The sequence below is a fragment of the Lentzea sp. NPDC036955 genome (assembly GCF_055608005.1).
On record NZ_JBVJRC010000006.1, the window covers coordinates 152,228 to 172,962 of the forward strand.

20 protein-coding genes are annotated in these 20,735 nt (G+C 70.9%); 10 read left to right on the top strand and 10 right to left on the bottom strand.

Annotated features, from left to right (window positions below; genetic code table 11):
• Window positions 1-4: 4 nt before the first annotated feature.
• From ACZ7CF_RS21465 to ACZ7CF_RS21490, 6 genes are all read right to left on the bottom strand, one after another.
• The gene (locus ACZ7CF_RS21465) at window positions 5-172 is read right to left on the bottom strand and encodes an MbtH family protein (RefSeq protein ID WP_063798670.1); all 168 of its coding nucleotides are present in this window, start codon (window positions 170-172) and stop codon (window positions 5-7) included.
• A gap of 14 nt (window positions 173-186) precedes the next feature.
• Window positions 187-912 (bottom strand): thioesterase II family protein, encoded by a 726-nt coding sequence (locus ACZ7CF_RS21470; protein ID WP_360389713.1) that lies wholly within the window; start codon window positions 910-912, stop codon window positions 187-189.
• A complete protein-coding gene (locus tag ACZ7CF_RS21475) occupies window positions 909-2,123 on the bottom strand; it encodes a cytochrome P450 (protein WP_470370368.1) in 1,215 nt (404 codons plus the stop codon). Before ACZ7CF_RS21475 ends, ACZ7CF_RS21470 begins: the two co-directional genes overlap by 4 nt.
• Window positions 2,120-3,862: a non-ribosomal peptide synthetase gene (locus ACZ7CF_RS21480; protein ID WP_470370369.1), complete on the bottom strand. Its 1,743-nt coding sequence runs from the start codon at window positions 3,860-3,862 to the stop codon at window positions 2,120-2,122. Before ACZ7CF_RS21480 ends, ACZ7CF_RS21475 begins: the two co-directional genes overlap by 4 nt.
• A 150-nt stretch (window positions 3,863-4,012) precedes the next feature.
• Window positions 4,013-4,321 (bottom strand): AzlD domain-containing protein, encoded by a 309-nt coding sequence (locus tag ACZ7CF_RS21485; RefSeq protein ID WP_360389705.1) that lies wholly within the window; start codon window positions 4,319-4,321, stop codon window positions 4,013-4,015.
• On the bottom strand, window positions 4,318-4,980 hold the full coding sequence (locus ACZ7CF_RS21490; RefSeq protein WP_360389702.1) for an AzlC family ABC transporter permease: 663 nt from the start codon (window positions 4,978-4,980) through the stop codon (window positions 4,318-4,320). The genes ACZ7CF_RS21485 and ACZ7CF_RS21490 overlap by 4 nt, the downstream gene beginning before the upstream one ends.
• Before the next feature lie 41 nt (window positions 4,981-5,021).
• Here ACZ7CF_RS21490 and ACZ7CF_RS21495 point away from each other — a divergent pair, with 41 nt between their 5' ends.
• Window positions 5,022-5,573 carry a CGNR zinc finger domain-containing protein gene (locus ACZ7CF_RS21495; protein ID WP_470370370.1) on the top strand — a complete coding sequence of 184 codons (552 nt, stop codon included), beginning with the start codon at window positions 5,022-5,024 and terminating at the stop codon, window positions 5,571-5,573.
• Here ACZ7CF_RS21495 and ACZ7CF_RS21500 read toward each other — a convergent pair.
• On the bottom strand, window positions 5,545-7,038 hold the full coding sequence (locus ACZ7CF_RS21500) for a PIN-like domain-containing protein (RefSeq protein WP_470370371.1): 1,494 nt from the start codon (window positions 7,036-7,038) through the stop codon (window positions 5,545-5,547). The two genes, ACZ7CF_RS21495 and ACZ7CF_RS21500, sit on opposite strands and share 29 nt — an antisense overlap.
• Window positions 7,039-7,120: 82 nt before the next feature.
• Here ACZ7CF_RS21500 and ACZ7CF_RS21505 point away from each other — a divergent pair, with 82 nt between their 5' ends.
• Entirely contained in the window at window positions 7,121-8,587 is a 1,467-nt protein-coding gene (locus ACZ7CF_RS21505; protein WP_458431717.1) for an ABC transporter substrate-binding protein/permease, read from the top strand.
• Complete coding sequence (locus ACZ7CF_RS21510; protein WP_470370372.1) at window positions 8,584-9,351, top strand: amino acid ABC transporter ATP-binding protein; 768 nt, start codon at window positions 8,584-8,586, stop codon at window positions 9,349-9,351. Before ACZ7CF_RS21505 ends, ACZ7CF_RS21510 begins: the two co-directional genes overlap by 4 nt.
• Before the next feature lie 31 nt (window positions 9,352-9,382).
• Here ACZ7CF_RS21510 and ACZ7CF_RS21515 read toward each other — a convergent pair whose 3' ends face one another.
• Window positions 9,383-11,512: a hypothetical protein gene (locus ACZ7CF_RS21515; protein ID WP_470370373.1), complete on the bottom strand. Its 2,130-nt coding sequence runs from the start codon at window positions 11,510-11,512 to the stop codon at window positions 9,383-9,385.
• Between the two features lie 297 nt (window positions 11,513-11,809).
• On the opposite strand from ACZ7CF_RS21515, the gene ACZ7CF_RS21520 reads away from it, so the two are divergent.
• Both ACZ7CF_RS21520 and ACZ7CF_RS21525 read left to right on the top strand, forming a co-directional pair.
• Window positions 11,810-12,589 (top strand): bestrophin-like domain, encoded by a 780-nt coding sequence (locus ACZ7CF_RS21520; RefSeq protein WP_470370374.1) that lies wholly within the window; start codon window positions 11,810-11,812, stop codon window positions 12,587-12,589.
• A 75-nt stretch (window positions 12,590-12,664) separates the two neighbouring features.
• Complete coding sequence (locus ACZ7CF_RS21525) at window positions 12,665-13,405, top strand: class I SAM-dependent DNA methyltransferase (protein WP_470370375.1); 741 nt, start codon at window positions 12,665-12,667, stop codon at window positions 13,403-13,405.
• 28 nt (window positions 13,406-13,433) lie between these two features.
• Here the strand turns inward: ACZ7CF_RS21525 and ACZ7CF_RS21530 are convergent, their stop codons facing one another.
• Window positions 13,434-14,138, bottom strand: coding sequence for a GntR family transcriptional regulator (locus ACZ7CF_RS21530; protein ID WP_360389679.1), 705 nt, complete (start codon window positions 14,136-14,138; stop codon window positions 13,434-13,436).
• Between the two features lie 180 nt (window positions 14,139-14,318).
• Here ACZ7CF_RS21530 and ACZ7CF_RS21535 point away from each other — a divergent pair, with 180 nt between their 5' ends.
• Genes ACZ7CF_RS21535 through ACZ7CF_RS21555 form a run of 5 tightly spaced genes read left to right on the top strand, consistent with a single transcriptional unit; the run spans window position 14,319 to window position 20,134 of the window.
• Entirely contained in the window at window positions 14,319-15,560 is a 1,242-nt protein-coding gene (locus tag ACZ7CF_RS21535) for an extracellular solute-binding protein (protein ID WP_470370376.1), read from the top strand.
• Window positions 15,561-15,562: 2 nt separating this feature from the next.
• A complete protein-coding gene (locus tag ACZ7CF_RS21540) occupies window positions 15,563-16,507 on the top strand; it encodes a carbohydrate ABC transporter permease (protein WP_470370377.1) in 945 nt (314 codons plus the stop codon).
• Window positions 16,504-17,325: a carbohydrate ABC transporter permease gene (locus tag ACZ7CF_RS21545; RefSeq protein WP_360389670.1), complete on the top strand. Its 822-nt coding sequence runs from the start codon at window positions 16,504-16,506 to the stop codon at window positions 17,323-17,325. The genes ACZ7CF_RS21540 and ACZ7CF_RS21545 overlap by 4 nt, the downstream gene beginning before the upstream one ends.
• A complete protein-coding gene (locus ACZ7CF_RS21550; RefSeq protein WP_360389667.1) occupies window positions 17,322-18,761 on the top strand; it encodes a beta-N-acetylhexosaminidase in 1,440 nt (479 codons plus the stop codon). The genes ACZ7CF_RS21545 and ACZ7CF_RS21550 overlap by 4 nt, the downstream gene beginning before the upstream one ends.
• On the top strand, window positions 18,758-20,134 hold the full coding sequence (locus ACZ7CF_RS21555) for a cellulose binding domain-containing protein (protein WP_470370378.1): 1,377 nt from the start codon (window positions 18,758-18,760) through the stop codon (window positions 20,132-20,134). Before ACZ7CF_RS21550 ends, ACZ7CF_RS21555 begins: the two co-directional genes overlap by 4 nt.
• On the opposite strand, the gene ACZ7CF_RS21560 is transcribed toward ACZ7CF_RS21555, so the two are convergent.
• Window positions 20,095-20,727 (bottom strand): VOC family protein, encoded by a 633-nt coding sequence (locus ACZ7CF_RS21560; protein ID WP_470370379.1) that lies wholly within the window; start codon window positions 20,725-20,727, stop codon window positions 20,095-20,097. The genes ACZ7CF_RS21555 and ACZ7CF_RS21560 overlap by 40 nt on opposite strands.
• Between the last annotated feature and the right edge of the window lie 8 nt (window positions 20,728-20,735).

Below are 20,735 nucleotides of genomic sequence, written 5' to 3' on the forward strand. Positions count from 1 at the left end.
GGCGTCACCGGCGGCTCAGCGGCCGCATGTCGGTCCACAGCTCGTCGATGCGCGCGAGGCACTCGGCCCGCGTGCCCGGCTCACCGACCACGCGCCACCCGGCGGGCGGCTGGGCGGTGGCAGGCCACACCGAGTACTGCTCCTCGGCGTTCACCACAACGGTCGTGTCCATTGCGCAATCCCTTCTCAGACCAAGACACCCAGCTCGTCCGACACCGCCGTCAGCACGTCGCGCCACCCGTCGTCGGAGAACAGGTGCGCGCCCTGGACCTGCCGCAGCAGGAACGGACCCGTCGTGCCGACGGCCCACTGCGCCATGTCCTCGGCGCTGACCATCGGGTCCCGCCGGCCGTGGAACGCCGTCAGCGGGCACGTGAGCGGCTCGCCGTCGCGGTCCAGGTAGCCGTCCGCGATGCGCAGGTCGGCGCGCACCAACGGAAGCAGCATCTCCATCAGGTCCTCGTCGGCCATGACCTCCTCCGCGAGCCCGAGGTCGGCGAGCGTCGCCCGCAGCGCAGGCTCGTCCAGCGTGCCCAGCACCGGCATCGGCACGTCCGGCAGCGGCGGGTTGCAGCTCGCCGCGAACACGTGCACCGGCTCCGTCCCGAGCTCGCGCCGCATCCGCCGCGCCAGCTCGAACGCGAGCACCGCGCCCATGCTGTGCCCGAAGAACGCGAACGGCCGGTCCGCGACCGCCTTCACCGGTTCGGTCAGCGCGTCCACGAGCAGGTCGAGTGACGTGAAGGGCTCCTCACGCCACCGTTCCGCCCGGCCGGGGAGCCGGGCCGCCAGCACCTCGACCCCCGGCGGCACCGACCGTTCCCAGCCGCGGAACACCGACGCCGACCCGCCCGCGTACGGGAAGCAGATCAGCCGGACCGCGCCGTCTCCTGGTTCCGGGAACCAGGTCACGACGCCCAGACCTCGAGCGGGAGGTGCCGGATGCCGAGGGCGAAGTTGGAGTGCAGCTTCTCGACCTCGCCTGCGAGCCGGAACCGCAGGCCCCGCTTGACCATCTCGCCCAGCAGCAGCTCCATCTCCAGCCTGGCCACCACGGCGCCGATGCAGTGGTGCCGGCCGAGACCGAACGTGAGGTGCTTGTTGGGGTTGCGGGTGATGTCGAAGACGTCGCCGTCGGGGAAGACGTCCTCGTCGCGGTTGGCCGAGGAGTTCCACAGCGTGACCGCGTCGCCCTCCTTGACCTCCTGGCCGCGGATCACGATGTCCCGTGTGATGTGCCGCTGCACGTACGTGTTCGTCGCGGTCCAGCGGAACAGCTCCTCCATCGCCGTCGGCAGCAGCTCCGGGTGCGCGAGCAGCTGCTCGTAGGCGTCGGGGTGCTCCAGGAACGTCATGACGCTGTACGACGAGGTGTGCGCGGTGGTCTCGTTGCCGCCGACCGCGACGTTCATGCAGTTGTAGAGGATCTCCGACTCGCTCATCGGCTCGCCGTTGACCTCCGCCTGCGTGAGCAGGCTGATGAGGTCGTCGCCCGGGTTCTCCCTGCGTTCCTCGATCAGGTCGTAGAAGAACTCGAAGATGTCGACCTGCGCGCGGATCAGCGTCTGCGCGGCGGTCGCGTCACCGCGGTACTCGCTGTCGCGAAACCCGATCATGGTGCGGGTCAGGCGCTGCAGCATGGACGCCTTGTCCAGCGGCAGCTCCATCGTGCCCAGCAGCACGCCGGTGGGCAGCGCCAGCGAGATCTCGGTGGCCCAGTCGCCACCGCCGTCCGCGATCATCTTGTCCAGCGCTGCGTTGACCGTCGCCGTGACGCCCTCGCGGGCCTTGTCCATCTTCAACGGGTTGAAGCCCGCGTTGTGCACGGACCGGCGCAGGTGCTGGTGGCGCGGCGGGTCGGTGGCGATCAGCATCTGCCCGCTGGCCGTGTCGGTCTGGCTGCGGTACGAGCCGCCGAGCATGGTGCCCTTGGACGAGCTGTAGACCTCGGTGTTCAGGTAGGCCTCTGCCACGTCGTCGTACTTCGTCAGCGCCCAGAAACCGCCGTCGGCCGTCGGGTTCCAGTAGACGGGTGCGTTGTGCCGCAACCACTTGTACGCCTCGATCGGGTCACCGTCGGCGAACAGCTCGGTGCCGCCGAGGTCGATCTGGGTCGTCGTCACTTGGCCTCCTCGATCACGCGGGCCAGGCCGCGCAGGGTGCTGTGCTCGAACAGGACGCCGGCGTCGACCTTGATGCCGTACTCGCGCGAGATGGCGCTGCGTGCGCGGAACGCGAGCAGCGAGTGGCCGCCCAGGTCGAAGAAGTCGTCCTCCGCACCCACGTCCTCGATGTTGAGCAGGCGTTCCCACAACGCGACCAGCCACCGCTCGGTGTCGGTCTCCGGCTCGACGCGGCGCGCGAGGCGTTGCACGGCCTTGCCGCGCAGCTCGGCCAGTGCGTCCCGGTCGCGCTTGCCGTTCGACGTCAGCGGCATCTGCTGGATCACCGTGAACGACGCCGGGACCATGTGCGGCGGGAGTTTGGCGGTGACGAACTCCTTGAGCTCCACCGTGGACAGGTCGTCGCTGGCCGGGACCACGAACGCGGCCAGCCTGCGGTCGCCGTCGAACTCCTCGACCAGCACGGCGGCCTGCCGCACCTGCGGGTGCGCGAAGATCCCCTGCTCCACCTCGGCCGGCTCGACCCGGTGGCCGCGGATCTTGTGCTGCCCGTCGAGGCGGCCCAGGAACTCCAGCTGCCCCTGCTCGTTCTCCCTGACCCGGTCGCCGGTCGTGTAGACGCGGGTGCCGGCGGCGCCGAACGGGTTGGGCACGAACCGCTCCGCGGTCAGCCGCGGCGGCCCGAAGTAGCCCCTGGCCACGCCGACGCCGCCGACGAGCAGCTCGCCCGCCTCACCGCGCTGGACCGGCTGCCTGTTCTCGTCGACCACGTAGGTCTCGTAGCCGTCGATCGCGGTGCCGATCGGGATGGAACCGGTGTCGTCGGGGACCTCGGTGATCCGGAACGCCGTCGCCGCCGTCGTGATCTCGCTGGGCCCGTAGAGGTTGTAGAAGTCGCCCTTGAACTTGCCGCCCAGGATCGCCCGGCAGGTCGCGGGCAGGATCACGTCGCCGCCGCTGCACAGGTGCTTGAGCGAGGCGAACGTGTTGCGGTCGACCCGGCAGACCTCGTTCAGCACGGTCGCCGGCACCAGCATCATGGACACCTTGCGGCGCTTGAGCTCCCGCTGCAGGTCCGTGGGCAGCAGCGAGCCCATCCGCGGCAGCACGACGACCTCGGCGCCGACCGCGAGCGCGGACCACACCTCCAGCGTGATGCCGTCGAAGGACACGCTGGAGATCTGCCCGACCTTGTCGTCCTGGGTGAGCTTGGGCAGGCTGGGGTTGACCGCGAGCGCCGCGATGTTGCGGTGCTCGAACACGATCCCCTTCGGCTCGCCCGTCGACCCGGACGTGTACAGCACGCACGCCGCGTCCTCGGGGATGAGCCGGGTGCCGGCCGGTTCCGCGTCGCCGGTCCGGTCGATGCTCCACTCGACGGCCTCGACGCCGTCGGGGAGCCGGGTGCCGGACTGGGTGATGACGAGCTTCACGCCGCCGTCGCGCAGCATGACGTCCCGCCGCTGCGCCGGGTAGTTGGAGTCGATCGACAGGTACGCGCCGCCCGCCTTCGCGACCGCCAGCATGGCGACCACGACCAGCGCGCCCCTGTCGAGCAGGATGCCGACGTTGTCGCCGACCTGGACCCCTTTGCCGGCCAACACGTCCGCCAGCAGGTCCGAGCGCGCGTCCAGTTCGGCGTAGGTGAGGGTGGTGTCGTCGTCGCTCACCGCGGGCCGGTCGCCGTGGCGGGCGCGGCTGGCCGCGAAGAGCTCGGGGAGAGTGAGGGTGGAGTCCATCGCATCCTTCCAAGCCTGTTCGTCCAAACAGGACAGCTGGTGGTGCTGGTCCTACCCTCTCGACGCTATTGGGGCCCGCGGTGGCGGGCCATGGACGTTCGCACAACGATCGACCCGGGTTTCTGTGCGTTCACCCGGTTTCCCGCACGGTCAGACGAGCGCCCTCGTCACCGCCGTCGCCGCGACCGCGACCAGCACGACGACCAGCAGCGGTGCCTTGAGCAGCAGGGCGACCAGCGCGGCACCCAGTCCCGCGGCCCGTTCGTCGAGCTGGAAGTGCTGCCCGCTCGTGAACACCTGCACGGCGATCAGCGCCGACAGCACGACCGGTGACACGAGTGCCAGCACCCGCTTCGCCTTGTCCGATGGCGTCCAGTTGCCCAGTGCGACCGGCCCGGCCGCCTTGATCACGACGGTGATCACACCCAGGACGACGACGACCCACCACACCGCGCTCATTTGACGAGTCCCATCAGGCAGACGAGGCTGGCGACTGCGATCGGCACGCCGGCCGGGGTGAACGGAACGAGCACCAGGGCCACCGCGACCGCCGTGAGCGCGGCGACGCGCGTGCGCGGTGAGTCGAGCTGGTTCCACAGCAGTGCGAAGAAGATCGCGGGACTGACCATGTCGAGCCCCCAGGCCTCGACGCTGACGTCCTTGAACGCGACGACCCCGATCGCCGTGCCCGCGAGCCACACGACGAAGACCGTCGCACCGGCCTGCAGCAGCAACCGCGCGTCGTGCCCGCCGTCGGGCGTCCGGCTCAGCGCCCACGTCTCGTCGCCGAGGAGCTGCGCCTGCGCGGCCCGCGAGTACCAGGGGCCCCGGTAGGCCGTGGACGCCGTGACGCCCATCGGCAGGTACCGCAGGTTGAGCAGGACACCCGCGAGGATGGCGCTGAGCGCCCCACCCCCCGCCGCGAGCACCGCCGCACTCCCGACCTGCGCCGCACCGCCGAACGTCGTGGCCGACATGACCAGCGCGGACTCGATGCCGAACCCGGCCGTCGTCGCCACGGCGCCGAAGGAGATCCCGAACAGGAACGCGGCCGTGGCCACCGGCGCGATGGCCTGCAGTCTGATCGTCCGCGCGCTCGTGTAATTAGCATCAGCCATAATGACTACTTACGCTAGGATGGCTGGGGAAAGGGGTCAAGATGCGCTTCGGTGATTACGCGGATCCGGTGGTGACGCTGGCCGAGGACGTCGTGAACTCCTACCGCCACAGCGTCGGCGTGGACGACCTCTCACCTGCTGTTTTGACTTCTCTCGCGCGTGCTCGCGGCTGGACCGGCGCTGACGCTTCTCCTGCGGACGTTGTGGCTGTCCGGTCGCTGCGGTCGCCGCTGCGGGCGGTGTTCGAGGCGCACTCGGTGGCCGCGGCGAACGAGCTGGTGGCGTCGTCGGGGCTGGTGCCGGAGCTGGTGGAGCACGACGGGCTGTCGTGGCACCTGCACCTGACGGGGGCCGTGGCGTTGCCGGCCTGGGTTGCCGGGCAGGCGGCGTTCGCGTTGCTGGCCGTGGTCGAGCAGGGTGGGGTGTCGCGGTTGCACCGGTGTGCGGGGCCGGACTGCCACGCGGTGTTCGTGGACCTGTCGCGGAACCAGTCGCGGGTGTTCTGCAGTCCGGCGGTGTGCGGGAACCGGGTGCACGTGAAGGCGCACCGGGCGCGGAAGGGCGTCAGCCCGCGTAGTCGGGGTTCGGCCTGAGCTCCAGCTGCACGAACAGCAGGTCGCAGCCCACACTGTCGGCCGTCGACCGGTAGCGCTCCTCGTCGGCAGGGGCGGCGGACTGGACGATCGCGATGAAGGGCCGGTCGAGCGTCTGATCGTGGTATCTGGTGACCTGCGCGATCATGCTCTCGTACCTGGACTCGGTGCCCCAGCTGAACGCCCGTCTGCGCGTGCCGCTGATCGCGATGCCGTAGCCGTATCCGGCTCCATTGGTGCGAGACCTGAACCGCCAGCCCGGTCCGCAAGCGGCGAAGAGGATTTCGTCGGCGGTCTGGTAGCGCAGTGGAACGAGGTCCGCGTACTGACCGAGCCCGTATAGCGCGTCTCGTCGGTACCCACCGAGCACCTTCCTCAACCACGACCTCGCTTCCGCCTGCGTGGTCAGGTAGAGGCTGAGCACTCCGCCGACCTCCGGCTCTTCCAGCAACCTGTCGATCAGCGTGAGATCCGCGCCCGCTGCCGGGTCGAGGTCGCTCCCCGGCGTGACCTCGCGGTAGACGCGTGCCACGACCTCCCGTTCCGCGTGGGGCGGCAGAGAGCTGGCCGGGGCGTTCTCGACCCGTTCGATGTCGTCGGCCGACCGCGGGTTCACCTGCACGTCGGTCAGCGCCGCCGCTCTGCGGATCAGCTCGGACGGCGTGATCATGAACAGCCTGCGGTCCGCCACCGCGCGCAGCTCGGCCATGAGCTCCAGCCGCGGACCGCGCAGCTGGCCCTTGGCGCGCCGCCACCAGTCCTCCTTGACGTCGCTCGTCACGAGCAGCACGTCGCAGGACCGCCCCTCCGCCTCGATCAGCACCTGCTTCCAGACGAGGTAGTCGCCCGCCCGCTCGTCCTCGTCCGCCTTGTCCTTGTCGAGGTAGCCCGGCGGTTCCTGGGCGGCGATGCGGCGGTTGGCCTCGACCACCGCCGCGGCGTGCTCCTCCGGTGGCAGCGCGGGACCGATCCGGCCGGCGAGGATCGAGCCCAGCGCCTCGACGACCACGTCGCTGTTGGTGTCGTGCGAATGCGCGTCGGCGGCGCTCTGCCGGCTGATCGTCGAGTGCACGGTCGCGAACGCGCCGGCCAGTTCCTTCAGCAGGCCGGCCCGGTCGCCCTCGGGCAGCGAGACCCGGTTGCTCCACAGCCGCACGGCCTCCTCGGCGTCCTTGTGCGCCTTCTCCAGCTTCGTCAGCGACTCCCGCGGCACCTGGCCGAGCTGGTCGATCACCGACTCGCGGTTGCGCCAGAACTCCCGCTGCACCTGGTGCGGTACCCAGAGGCTGTCGCCCAGCGACTGCATCACCTTGATCAGGTCGCTGCGCGTCGTGCTGTTGAACCGGTAGAGGTTGAGCAGGACGTTGGCGTCGAACACGACAAGGCCGGCGGTCAGCGTCCGGCGGTAGTCGTCGGACGTCGGCGTCCGGTAGTCCTCGAAACCGTTGAAGATCCCACCCGTCACGGCCGGGAAGCGTACCGAGACGGAGCTTCCCGCATAGTGGATCAACGAGCGGGCTCACCCGATTGGCCTCTACGCTCCGTGCATGCGACACGTGCTCAAGGGCGCGGTGCTGTTCCTCCTGCTGGTGGCGACCGGGGCCGCGCCGGCGAGCGCGAGCCAGGAGCAGACCGTGGTCCGCGTCGGTACCGAGGGGACGTATCCGCCGTTCTCCTTCCACGACCCGGGCTCGCAGGAGCTCACCGGCTACGACATCGAGGTCGTCGAGGCGGTCGCGGCGAAGGCCGGGTGGCGGGTCGAGTTCGTGGAGACGCAGTGGGACGCGATCTTCCCCGCGCTCGACGCCGGCCGCATCGACGTCATCGCCAACCAGGTGTCGCGCAACGCCGAGCGGGACGCCAGGTACGGGTTGTCCGACACCTACACGTACTCGCGCGGGGTGGTCGTGCGCCGCAAGGGCGACGACCGGATCAAGTCGCTCGCGGACGTCAAGGGCAGGACGACCGCGCAGTCGAGCACCAGCAACTGGGCGAAGGTCGCCAAGGACGCCGGGGCGAACGTCGAGGCCGTCGAGGGGTTCGCGCAGGCCGCCGCGCTGCTCGTGCAGGGGCGGGTCGACGCGATCGTCAACGACAACATCGCGGTGCTCGACTACCTGGCGTCGACCGGGTCCAGTGACATCGAGATCGCCGGCGACGCCGGGGACGCGGGCAGCGAGCAGGTGCTCGCCTTCCGCAAGGCCGACGAGCAGCTCAGGGCGCAGGCGAACCAGGCGGTCCAGGCGTTGAAGGCCGACGGCACGCTCGGCACGATCTCGCAGAAGTACTTCAGGGCCAACGTGTCCGTGCCCGACGGCGGCGAGGCCGACCTCAGCCAGAACCGCGGGCCGCGCAGCACCTGGGAGGTCGTCCGGAGCACGGCGTGGCCGATGTTCGTGGGGCTGGTGAAGGTCACGGTGCCGTTGACGGCGCTGAGCTTCGCGATCGGCCTCGCGCTCGCCCTGCTCGTCGCGCTCGCCCGGATCTCCGGCTACCGGGTGCTGAGCGGGCTGGCGCGGGCGTTCATCTCGGTCATCCGCGGGACGCCGTTGCTGCTGCAGCTGTTCATCGTGTTCTACGGGCTGCCGCAGGTGGGGCTGAAGTTCCCGCCGTTCACCGCGGCGGTGATCGCGTTCAGCCTGAACGTCGCCGGCTACGCGGCCGAGGTGATCAGGTCGGCGATCCTGGCGGTGCCCAAGGGGCAGTTCGAGGCGGCGCAGACGATCGGGCTGGACTACCCGCAGACGTTGCGGCGCATCGTCCTGCCGCAGGCGGCGCGGACCGCGGTGCCGCCGCTGTCGAACACGTTGCTGTCGTTGCTGAAGGACACGTCGCTGGGGTCCGTGGTGCTGTTGACGGAGCTGTTCCGCGAGTCGCAGCTGGCCGCGGCGGAGAGCAACGAGTTCCTGGTGCTGTACTCGTTCGCCGGCCTCTACTACTGGGTGGTGTGCGTGGCCCTGTCCGGTGCCCAGAAACGTCTCGAAACCCGACTGAGCAGGTACGTGATCGCATGACCGAGCCCCGCATCCGAGTGCACGGCCTGGAGAAGTCCTTCGGTGACAACCAGGTGCTGCGCGGTGTCGACCTCACCGCGGAGCAGGGCACCGCGACCGTCCTCATCGGACCGTCCGGCTCCGGCAAGACGACGGTCCTGCGTTCGCTCAACGCGCTGGAGACCCCGGAACGCGGCGTCGTCGGCATCGACGACGTGGAGGTCGACTTCGCCGCCCTGCCCGCGGGCAAGGCCGGCCGTGTGCAGAAGGAGCGGCTGCGCGCGCAGAGCGGCATGGTGTTCCAGTCGCACAACTTGTTCCCGCACCGCACGGTCCTCGAGAACATCATCGAGGGCCCTGTCGTCGCCCAGCGCCGCCCGCGCGAGGAGGCCGTGGCCGACGCTCGCCGGCTCCTGGACCAGGTCGGCCTCGCCGACCGCGCGGACGCCTACCCGTCCCAGCTCTCCGGTGGTCAGCAGCAACGCGTCGGCATCGCGCGGGCACTGGCGCTCAAGCCGCGGGTCGTGCTGTTCGACGAACCGACCTCGGCACTGGACCCCGAGCTGGTGGGGGAGGTGCTCGCGGTCATCAAGGACCTGGCCGCGCAGGGCTGGACGCTGGTGGTCGTCACGCACGAGATCCGGTTCGCCGAGCACGTCGCGGACCAGGTGCTGTTCCTCGACGGCGGGCTGATCGTGGAGCACGGGCCCAGCGCGCAGGTCATCGGCGACCCGCGGGAGGAGCGGACGCGGCGGTTCCTCAAACGGGTCCTCGACCCGGGCTGACGTCCAACCGGCACGGCGGCGCCGGCGGACCTCAGCGCCTGATCCCGGACAGCACGCTCGCCACCATCGCCATCACCACCGCGCTGATGATCGCCGCCACCCCGCCGACCACCGGTTTCGGCATCGGCTGCACGTCCGCGACCGGCTCCGGCGCGGCCGGGACCGGCTCGGCGGGCGCCGGCTGGGCCACCGGCGGCTGGGGCGCGGGTGGCTGGACCACCGGCGCTGGCACGGGCTCGGACAGGGAGGCGACCCGCACGTCCGCCGAGGCGCTGATCGCCGTCCCGGTGGCGGCGCTGGACACGAGCAGCCGGGTGTTCAGCGGTGCGGCGGCGACGCAGGTGTAGGTGAGGCGTTCGCCGGGGGCGAGGACGGGGATGTTCCGGCGACAGGACACCGGTTCGCCGGTGACGCGCACGTCGGTGATGGGCATCGCCGACGGGTTGCCGACGGTCACGGTGATCGTCACCAGTTCGCCCTCGCGTGCGCTGTCGGTGGACCAGACGGCGGTAATGGTCAGCCTCGGGTAGACCACGGTGTACTGCGCCGACGCCTCGGTGCGGACCGTGCCGCCCAGCTGGTCCGCGGCCGTCACGGTCACCACCGCGCTGCCGCTCTCCTCGCCCGCGACGACCGTGCACTCCACGGTGGACGAAGTGCCGGGGTCGAGCCGCGGGACCGTGCCGCAGTCCGCGGAGGCCCGCGCCGAGACGCTGGACAGCACCGCGTCACCGGTGTTGGTGACGAGAGTCGTGAGCGTCAGCTGCCCACCGGGCAGCACCGTGGAGGGTGATGCCGTGGCCGACGCCTTCAGCGCCGGGTGCAGCACGTCGACCGGGGTCGTGGCGCGGGCGGTCAGCGGGTCGCCGGCGAGCGACCGGCCGGACACGTCGGTGACCGCGGTGAAGTCGTCCTGCCCGGCCTCCGACACGCAGGTCCGCGACGCCGAGGCGTGCGGTGCCAGCTCTCCCGCGTCCTGACCGCACACCACGACCGCCGCGGCGGGCGCGTCACCGGCGTTGGTCACCACGGCGGTCCGGCTGACCTCGCCGCCGGGGTACGCGGCCAGCGCGCCGGGGGTGACGGTCACGGTCAGGGCCGGCAGCGGGAACGACCACGCCAGGCTCTGCACCAGGAACGCGTCCTCGTCGCGGGCGAGGGTCAGCTCGGCGGTGCGCGCACCCGGTGGGAGCTGCTCGCTCGACACGGACAGGGTGCGCGCGTCGACGCTCATGTTGTTCAGCGCGGCCGGTGCCACCGCGCCGTCCGCCGCCGAGACGAAGAAGTTGTCGCGGTCGCCCAGCGCGGAGCCGTTGATCAGCAGGCGGTCGCCGCCGGTGCCCCAGTCGCCCTCGTAGCCGACGACGCCGAACCGGGTCACGCCACCGGCCGCGCGGGTGGGGGAGACCTGGGTGCGGATGGTGTTCACGGCGGTGGTGAGGCGGACGTGACCGCCGTGCACCACGACCCGGCGCTGCGCCGGAGCCGCGGGGACAGCGGTGGCGAAGCGCCACACGACCGTCACCGACCAGCCGCCGAAGCAGTCGGGGCCCTGCGGTGTCCAGATGTTGCCGGCGGTGATCTCGGCGCTGCCGTGGACGGCGGCGAAGCGGGCCGTCACGTCGGCCTCCGCGCTGTAGAACCGGTTGTCGGTGTGCCCGATCGAGCCGGGGTCGTCGACCACCGCGGTGAATTGGTCGACCACGCCCGAGGTCCCGTTCACCACCAGGGTGACCGGCTGGGTGCGCGGGTCACCGGGCGGCGCCTCGCCGTTCAGGCAGCGGGCGTTGCCCGCCCAGCCGAGCTTGGCGTAGGCGACCTCGGCGCCGTCCGGGATCGTCACGCGGGCACGCGAGGAGTTGAACGTGGCCGGGTCGGCGTCGACGTCGGCCCACACCATCCGGTGGTTGTTGTTGAGGGCGCCGCGGCCCTGGCCGACCCGGCGCTGCGCGTCCACGCAGGCCTGCGGCGGGTACCTGGGGTGCGGCCCCGCCTGCTCGGGCGTCGGGCACGTCACCACCGCGTTGCCGACGACCGCCATGTCGCCGTAGACCGCCGCGTCGAACTGCGTGTGCCAGGTCTCCGCCGCTCTGGAGGGCGGCGCCGGCGCGAACAGGGCGAGGAACACCCCGATTGCGGACAGGACGACGACAACGCGCACGCGACCACTCCTCACCGGACGGGCGCGGGCCAGGATGGCACATCCGCCGGGAACGCGAGCACCGCGAACCTCACCGTCCGTAGAGGACTGAACGGCCTCGGTTCCCTGGTTCGGGTGGACAACCGCGTGCCGTCACCCGGACGGTTGACCCCGGAAGGCACCCAAACCGGCTCCCACCACTCGACCGGGTCGCAACCACCACCGCAAAGCGTGATTCGCGGGCCCCGTCCTGGCGGGCCGCCACCGGACTGTGCCCATGATGGACACCGCACTCCCGACAGCGAAGGACCCGGCCGCATGCTGATGATCCTCGCCATCACCGGCGTGGCGGTGGTGGTCACCGTGGTCGTGACCGTCCTGGTCGGACGGTCGAGGGACCACGAGCAGGCCGACGACCGCGACGCCGACTCGCGCGGCTTCCTCGGCGCGGTGCTGAGCGGGCTCTTCATCGTCGCGCTCGCCTTCTACACGGTGATCGTGTGGGAGGACGCCTCGTCGGTCGAGGACAACTCGTCCGCGGAGGCCGCCGCCATCGCCGACTCCTACTGGCAGACCGCGGTTCTCCCGCAGCCGCAGCGCGACCGCGTCCGCACGCTGCTGCGCGACTACGCCAAGTCCGTTGTGGACAACGAGTGGCCGCGGCTGGCCGAGGGAGGCACCGACGAGCGCACCGACCGCGTGCTCGACGCGCTGCACCTGGAGGTCGTCAGCCTCCCCGCGACGCCGGAGCAGGTGAAGAGCGCCAGGGACAGGATGGTCGAACGCGTCCGCGACATCCGCGACCAGCGCCGCGAACGGGTCGACGCCGCCCAGGGCCTGAGCACGACCGGACAGATCATGCTCGCCGCCACCCTGGTCGGTGCCGTCGCCATGATCGTGTTCCCGCTGCTCATGGGTTTCACGGCGCGGGCACGGCACGTCGTGCAGATCGCGATCACCGCGGGCGTCCTCGCCGCGGTGTGCGCGGTGTGCGTCGGCATGTCGCACCCGTACAAGGGGTGGCTGCAGGTCGGACCGGACGCGTTCGTGAGCGTCTCCGAAGAGCTGGACAAGATCCCGGCCGACAAGAACCCCTGAGCACCCCGGCAGGCGGTGCGCGCCACGGCGTAAATGCGTCGACAGCGTTCTCGGTGCTCGGCAAAGTGGTCGTTTGTGACGAGCAGTGAGCTGTGGACCCGGGAGACCGCCGACCGCTACGACGCCGAGGAGACCGAGATGTTCTCGGCCGCCGTCCTCGGGCCGACGCTCGACTTCCTCGCCGGCCTCGCGGGAGACGGCCGGGCACTGGAGTTCGCCATCGGCACCGGGCGGGTGGGCGTTCCGCTGCGGGAACGCGGCGTGCCGGTGGTGGGCATCGAACTGTCCGAGCACATGGCGGCGGTGCTGCGGCGCAAGGTCGACGAGGACGTGCTCCCGGTGGTCATCGGGGACATGGCCACCACCGTCGTCCCCGGTGAGTTCAGCCTGGTCTACCTGGTCTACAACACCATCACGAACCTGCTCACCCAGGACGAGCAGGTCGAGTGCTTCCGCAACGCCGCACGGCACCTGGGGCCCGGCGGCCGGTTCGTCATCGAGCTGGGGGTGCCGCCGCTGCGCTTCCTGCCGCCCGGTCAGGTCGCGGTGCCGTTCGACGTCTCCGAGCAGCACCTCGGCTTCGACACCTTCGACCTGGTCGAGCAGGTCCTCGTCTCGCACCACCTCACCCGCGACGGCGACGACGGCCGCTACCGCCGCGGCAGCTCCCGGCACCGGTACGCCTGGCCGGCGGAGCTCGACCTGATGGCCCGGATCGCCGGCCTCGAGCTGGAACGCCGGGTCGCGGACTGGGACGGGACCCCGTTCACCCAGGACTCCGCGAAGCACATCTCCGTGTGGCGCAAGCCGGTCTGAGACCGCGACAGCACCCTCCCGGGGGTGCTCAGAACGTCAGGCGCGACACGATCCGGTACCGGTCGCCCCGGTAGATCGAGTGCACGTACTCGACGTTCCGGCTCTGGGCGTCCGTCGTCAGGCGTTCGAACAGCAGCGCGGGCGCCAGCACCGGCACGGCCAGCAGCGCGGCCTCGGTGTCGTTCGTGACGGTCGGCTCGATCGACTGCACGGCCTCGGTCACGTGCACGTCGTGCTCGCGCAGCCGTTCGTAGAAGTCACCGGACTCCATGTCGTGCAACGTCAGGCCCGGTGCGACCGCGACCGGCACGTGCAGGTGCTCGATCGCCATGGGCTCGCCGTCGACCAGCCGCAGCCGGGCGATGTAGTGGATCTCGGCGGCCGGGGAGACGTGCAGCCGGCGGCCGACGCGGGCGCCGGCGGGGATCTTGGCGTGCTCCAGCACGCGGCTCGACCACGTGCCGGAGGCGGCGGGCGCGGTCATGGCGTGCGAGTCGGACACCAGCTCCTGGGTGATCTTGGCGCGGGCCACGAACGTGCCGCGGCCGTGCTGGCGGACCAGCAGGCCGAGGTTGACGAGCTCCTCGACGGCGCTGCGGACCGTCGGCCGCGACACCGAGAGCTGCTGGCACAGCACGCGTTCGGCCGGGATCGGGGCGCCGGTCGGGTGCGTCTCGATGAGCTCCAGCAGGTGGTCGCGGACCCGCTCGCGCTTGAGGATCGGCTCTCCCATGGCACCTCCGCTGGCTGGGCGGCCAGTATTGCATACCACTGGTAAGTACCTGGTCCGTCGAAGATCGAGAGCGCTCTCACGCGTCTAACCAGGCTATTGACGTGCGAAGTGGTCTATGCCACTTTCTACCTCACCCATCGGACCTGACCAATTGGTCACATCACTCCGGAGAGGTGAGCCGTGCCGCGTCGCTCTGCCGCCCTGCTCGTGCTGGCTCTCGCGCTGTCCGCCTGCGGAACCTCCGGCGGGGGAGGTGGGGGCAGGGAGGAGATCACCGTCTGGCTGATGAGGGACACCGCGACCGACGAGTTCGTGCAGCGGTTCGAGACCGAGTTCGAACGCGAGCACACCGGGTTCGACGTCAAGGTCCAGATCCAGGAGTGGAACGGCATCACGCAGAAGGTGACCAGCGCGCTGGCCAGCACCGACCCGCCCGACGTGATCGAGGTCGGCAACACCCAGGTCGCGCAGTACGTGGCCAGCAAGGGCGTCACCGACCTGAGCGACAAGAAGGCCGAGCTGGGCGGTGACGACTGGGTCCCGGGTCTCGCCGAACCCGGCGCGGTGGACGGCAAGCAGTTCGGCGTCCCGTTCTACGCGGCCAACCGGGTGGTGATCTACCGCAAGGACCTCTTCGCCGCCGCGAACGTCACGCCGCCCACGACCCGCGCGGAGTGGCTGGAGACCACGCGCAAGCTCGACCAGGGCGACCAGCAGGGCATCTACCTGCCCGGCCAGAACTGGTACACCCTCGCCGGCTTCGTCTGGGACGAGGGCGGCGACCTCGCGCAGGAGTCGGGCGGCAGCTGGAAGGGCGCGCTCAACACCCCGCAGGCGTTGGCGGGCATGGACTTCTACAAGCAGCTCCAAGCACTCGGCGACGGTCCCAGGGACTCCGACGAAGCCAAGCCGCAGCAGACCGACGTCGTCGCCACCGGCAAGGTCGCCCAGTACATCGCGGCGCCCGGCTCGGCGAAGCTCGTCGCCAAGGCCAACCCGGCGCTCGCCGGCCAGCTCGGCTTCTTCCCGGTCCCCGGCAAGACCGCCGACCGGCCGGGCGCGGTGTTCACCGGCGGTTCCGACCTGATCATCCCGCTCGCGTCGAGCCGGCAGAGCGGTGCCTACGAGGTCGTCAAGGCGCTCGCGGGCGAGCAGTGGCAGGTCGAGCTCGCCAAGACGATGAACTACGTGCCGAACCGCAGGTCGCTCGCCACGAAGATCGGTGACGACCCCGGCACGACCGCCATGGCCAAGGGCGCGGCCAACGGGCACGCCACCCCGAACTCGCCGAACTGGGCCGCCGTCGAGGCGCGCAACCCGATCAAGGAGTTCCAGACCGCCGTGCTGACCGGCACCGACCCGGCCACCGCCGCGGCGCGGGCCGACGCGGTGATCACCCAAGCCCTCAACTCGGGCAAGTAGTGGTGACGCTCGTGGTGGAGCGGCCGGTGACAGCGGCCGCTCCACCCTCCTCGAAGCGCCGCAAGCGCGTGGTGCTGCCGTACCTGCTGATCGCGCCGACCGTGCTCACCACCGCGTACCTGCTGGTGTACCCGTTGGTGCGCAACGTGGTCATCTCGTTCCAGCGGTTCGGGCTGCCCGAGCTGGTGCGCGGCGACGCACAGTTCATCGGGTTCGCCAACTACGCCGAGGTGCTGGCCGACCCGGAGTTCTGGGCCGTGGTGCGCAGGACGCTGTGGTTCACCGCGGTCAACGTCGTGCTGATCATGGTGCTGTCCACGCTGGTCGCGTTGCTGCTGATGCGGCTGGGGAGGTGGTTGCGGCTGCTGGTGATGGGCGGGCTGGTGCTCACCTGGGCCACGCCGGTCATCGCGGCCACCACGGTGTTCCAGTGGCTCTTCCAGTCCCGGCTGGGCGTGGTCAACTGGCTGCTCGTCGCGCTCGGGTTCGAGCAGTACCGCGACTACACGTGGTTCGCCGACGGCGAGGCCACGTTCGGCATCCTCGTCGGCCTGGTCGTCTGGCAGTCCGTGCCGTTCGCCGCCTTGTCGTTGTACGCCGCGATGGTCACAGTGCCGACTGAACTGTACGAGTCGGCGCGGATCGACGGCGCCGGCGCGTGGCGGGTGTTCACCACGATCACCTTCCCGCTGCTGAGGGCGATGTTCGGCCTGGTCACGTGCCTGGAGGTGATCTGGGTGGCCAAGGCGTTCGTGCAGATCTGGGTGGTCAGCCAGGGCGGGCCCGGCCAGTCGACGACGACGCTGCCGGTGTACGCCTTCCAGGTCGCGCAGTCGTTGCAGCGCTACGACCTCGGCGCCGCGGTGTCGATGCTCATGGTGCTGCTGCTGGTGATCGCGCTGCTCGCGTACTTCCGCGTGCTCTACCGGCAGGAGCGGGAAGCATGACCGGGCGGGTGCTCAGGACGGTCGCGGCGCTCGTCGTGTTCGCCGTGGCGGTGTTCCCGGTGTACTGGATGGTGCTGACCGCGATCAAGCCGACGCGGGACATCCAGAGCGCGACACCGACGTTCCTGCCGGTGTCGGTCACGTTCGAGCACTTCGGCACCGCGGTCTCGGCGCAGGGCTTCTCCTCGTTCTGGCGCAACAGCCTGCTCGTGGCGGGCGGCGCGGTGCTGCTGGCGCTGCTGGTGGCCCTGCTCGCGGCCTACGCCGTGGCGCGGCTGCGGTGGCGGGGGCGGCGGGCGTTCGTGCTGATGGTGTTCATCGCGCAGATGACGCCGTGGGAGGCGTTGCTGATCCCGATCTACGTGATCGCCCGCGACACCGGCATGCTCGACACGCTCTGGATGCTCACGCTGGTCTACTTCATGATCACGCTGCCGTTCACGATCGTCACGCTGCGCGGGTTCCTCGCGGCCATCCCGCCGGACCTGGAGGAGGCGGCGCTGGTCGACGGCTGCTCGCGCGGGCAGGCGTTCCGGCGGGTGGTGTTCCCGCTGCTCGCACCGGGGTTGCTGGCGACCTCGCTGTTCGGGTTCATCACGGCGTGGAACGAGTTCGCGTTCGCCAACGTGCTGATCATCAAGGACCAGGACGACCGCACGCTGCCGGTGTGGCTGTCGTCGTTCCAGAACACCTTCGGCACCGACTGGGGCGCCACGATGGCCGCCTCGACGCTGTTCATGCTGCCGGTGCTGCTGATCTTCGTCGTGCTGCAGGGCCGGGTCACGACCGGCATCGTCGGGGGAGCGGTGAAGGGATGACACCAGTGCTCGTGCCACAGCCCATGCGCGTGGTCGCCAGGGGCAAGGGGTTCACGCTCACCGCGGAGACCGGGATCAGGCCCGCCCCCGGTGCGGAGGGCGCCGCGCGGCTGCTGCGCGCGGTGCTGCGACCGGCCACCGGGCTGCCGCTGCCCTCGACCGCCGACGGGCGGATCGTCGTGGCGCTGGACGAACGGCTCGTCGGGCTCGGTGCAGAGGGCTACGCGCTGACCGTCAACGAGCACGGCGTCCTGCTGCGCGCCGGCACGACCGCCGGCCTGGGGCACGGCGTCCAGACGATCCGGCAGCTGCTGCCACCGCAGGTCTACCGGTCCACGCGGGTGTCCGATGTGGACTGGGTGCTGCCGGGTGTGGACGTGCGGGACGTGCCGCGGCTGCCGTGGCGCGGGCTGATGCTCGACGTCGCACGGCACTTCCAGCCGGTGCACGTGCTGCGCCGGTTCGTCGACCTGATGGCCGTGCACAAGCTGAACGTCCTGCACCTGCACCTGACCGACGACCAGGGCTGGCGGCTGCCGGTGCCCGGCTACCCGCGGCTGACCGAGGTCGGCGGGTGGCGGCCGGAGACGAACGGCGACGGCGTCCCGCACGGCGGCAGCTACACGCGCGCCGAGCTGGAGGGGCTGGTGGCGCACGCGGCCGACCGCGGGGTGCGGATCGTGCCGGAGGTCGAGATGCCCGGTCACGCCCGTGCCGCCATCGCCGCCTACCCCGAGCTGGGTGACGGGCGGAACCTGCCGGTCTGGACCGGCTGGGGCATCAGCGACTCGGCGTTCAACCGGGACGCGGTGCGGTTCTGCCGGGACGTGCTCGCCGAGGTCGTTGACATCTTCCCCGGTCAGCACGTCCACATCGGCGGTGACGAGTGCCCGCTGCCGGAGGAGGAACGGGGCTGGTTCCTGCGCCAGGCCGTGGAGTTCCTGCTGGACAACGGCCGCACACCGGTCGCGTGGGAACCGACCGGCGACCCGCGGTCGGTCGTGATGCCGTGGCGCGACGCCGACCAGGCCGTGGCGGCGCTGCGGCGCGGCCAGGACGTCGTGATGGCGCCGCACACCTCGACCTACCTGGACTACCCGCAGTCCGACTCGCCAGGCGAACCACCGGGCCAGCCCGGTTTCGTGGTGACCGCGCAGGACGTCTACCACGTGCCGCTGCCCGAGGGCGTGCTCGGCGCCCAGTGCCAGCTCTGGACCGAGCACGTCCGCACCCGCCACCACCTGGAACACCAGGCCTTCCCCCGCCTGGCCGCCCTCGCCGACACGCTCTGGGCCGCCACACCGTCGTGGGAGGGCTTCGTGACCCGCATGCGGCCGCACAACGCCCGGCTCGCCGAGCTGGGCCTCCGTCCACTCCAGACCAGAGAGGAGCTCGTCTCCCGGTCCACCCCTGCCGTACCCAGGAGAGACTCGTGAAGAAACGCACCCTGACCGCACTCACCGCAGCCGCGCTGACGGTCGCGGGCCTCGCGACCGCGCCGTCGGCGTTCGCCGCCGACGCCCTCACCGCGCACCACCGCACCAGCGCCGCCGCCGCGTCCGTCGACCAGGTCGAACCGTGGCTGAAGGTCGTCAACACCGGCACCACCACCGTTCCGCTGTCCGAGGTGAAGGTCCGCTACTACTTCCAGTCCGACACCCCGGACGTCGGCTACCGGTTCGCCTGCTCGTGGGCCGTACGTGGCTGCGGCAACGTCACCGGCCAGTTCGGCACCCTGTCCGGCGGCCCCGCCGACCGCTACCTGGAGGTCGGCTTCACCGCGGGCGCCGGCACGCTGAGCCCCGGCACCGACACCGGTGACCTGCAGCTGCGGTTCTACCGCAGCAACTGGAGCCGGATCGTCCAGAGCGACGACTACTCCTACCGCGCCGACTCGACCTACTCGGCGTGGAACCGGGTGACCGTGCACCGCGGCGGCACCCTGCTGTGGGGCACCCCGTCCGGCGGCACCGGCCCGACGACGAGCACGACGACCACCACGCCGTCCAACCCCGGCAGCGGTCCCGCGCTCTTCGACGACTTCAACTACTCGAGCTCCGGCGACAGCCGCATCGCCCAGCGCGGCTGGACCGTGCGTTCCGGCGGTGGCGGCCCCGGCGTGCCCGGTGCCACCTGGGACCCGTCGCGGGTGACGTTCCCGACCGTGGGCGGCCAGAAGGTCATGCGCCTGGACTCGTGGAACAACGGCTCGGCCGCCGCGCAGACCGAGGTGTTCCACCAGCGCAAGTTCTTCGAGGGCACCTACGCCGCGCGCGTGAAGTTCTCCGACGCCCCCGTGTTCGGCCCGGACGGCGACCACGTGGTGCAGACGTTCTTCACCATCACGCCGCTGAACGCGCCGATGGACCCGAACTACGGCGAGCTCGACTTCGAGTACCTGCCGAACGGAGGCTGGGGCGAACCGGCCAACATCATGTACGAGACGACCTGGGAGACCTACCAGAACGAGCCGTGGGTGGCCGACAACGTCCACACCGAGCAGCGGCAGAGCTGGGCGGGCTGGCACGACCTCGTGATCCAGGTCGGCGGCGGCCGGGTGAAGTACTTCATCGACGGCACGCAGGTCGCCGACCACGGTGACAGGTACTACCCGGAGACGCCGATGTCGATCAACTTCAACCTGTGGTTCATCTCCGGCGGCCTGGTCGGCAGCGGTGCGGAGCGGGCCTACCAGCAGGAGGTCGACTGGGTGTACTTCGCGAAGGACCGCGTTCTCTCGCCCGCGCAGGTGACGTCCGCGGTGAACGGCTACCGCGGCTCCGGCGTGGACCACGTCGACAACGTGTGAGTGCCCCTGGGCCCGGAGATCCGCGCTGTCAGCGCGGGCTCCGGGCCCTTCGCCGTCTCCACGTCGGCTTGCAGCGCGCGCAGCTGCGGTGTGATGTCGTCGGGGTGTTCGACGTGGAAGTGCCGCAGCTCCAGGCCTTGCGGTGCGGTGGTCGCGGGGGACGGGGTGGTGCCCCAGCTGATCAGGAACGGGATCACACCGCCCCGCAGCGCGTTCGTGGTGAGGCGCCAGGTGACCAGGCCGCCCTCCGGAGTGCGCCGCTGGCCGTCGATGACGGGTCCGGGGTCGTGGCCGTTCGCCGCCGCGTGGTCCCGTGCCGCGTCGATGTCGTCGGTGGCGAGGGCCCAGCCGACGAGACCGGGCCCGGTCATGCCGTCCACGCCGAACGGCCGGGGCAGGGCCGGCTCGGGTTGCGCCGGGTCGGGGGCGATGAGCTCCAGGTAGGTGTGCGGGCCGAGGGCGAGCAACCGGTTGTGGGTGCCCATGCCGACGTGCTGCCCGCCGCCGGCGGCGCGGACGCCGAAGAGCCGCTCGAACTCGTCGACCCCGGCCTCCAGGTCCGGGACCGCGTACACCAGGTGGTCGATCCGCACGAGCGCCT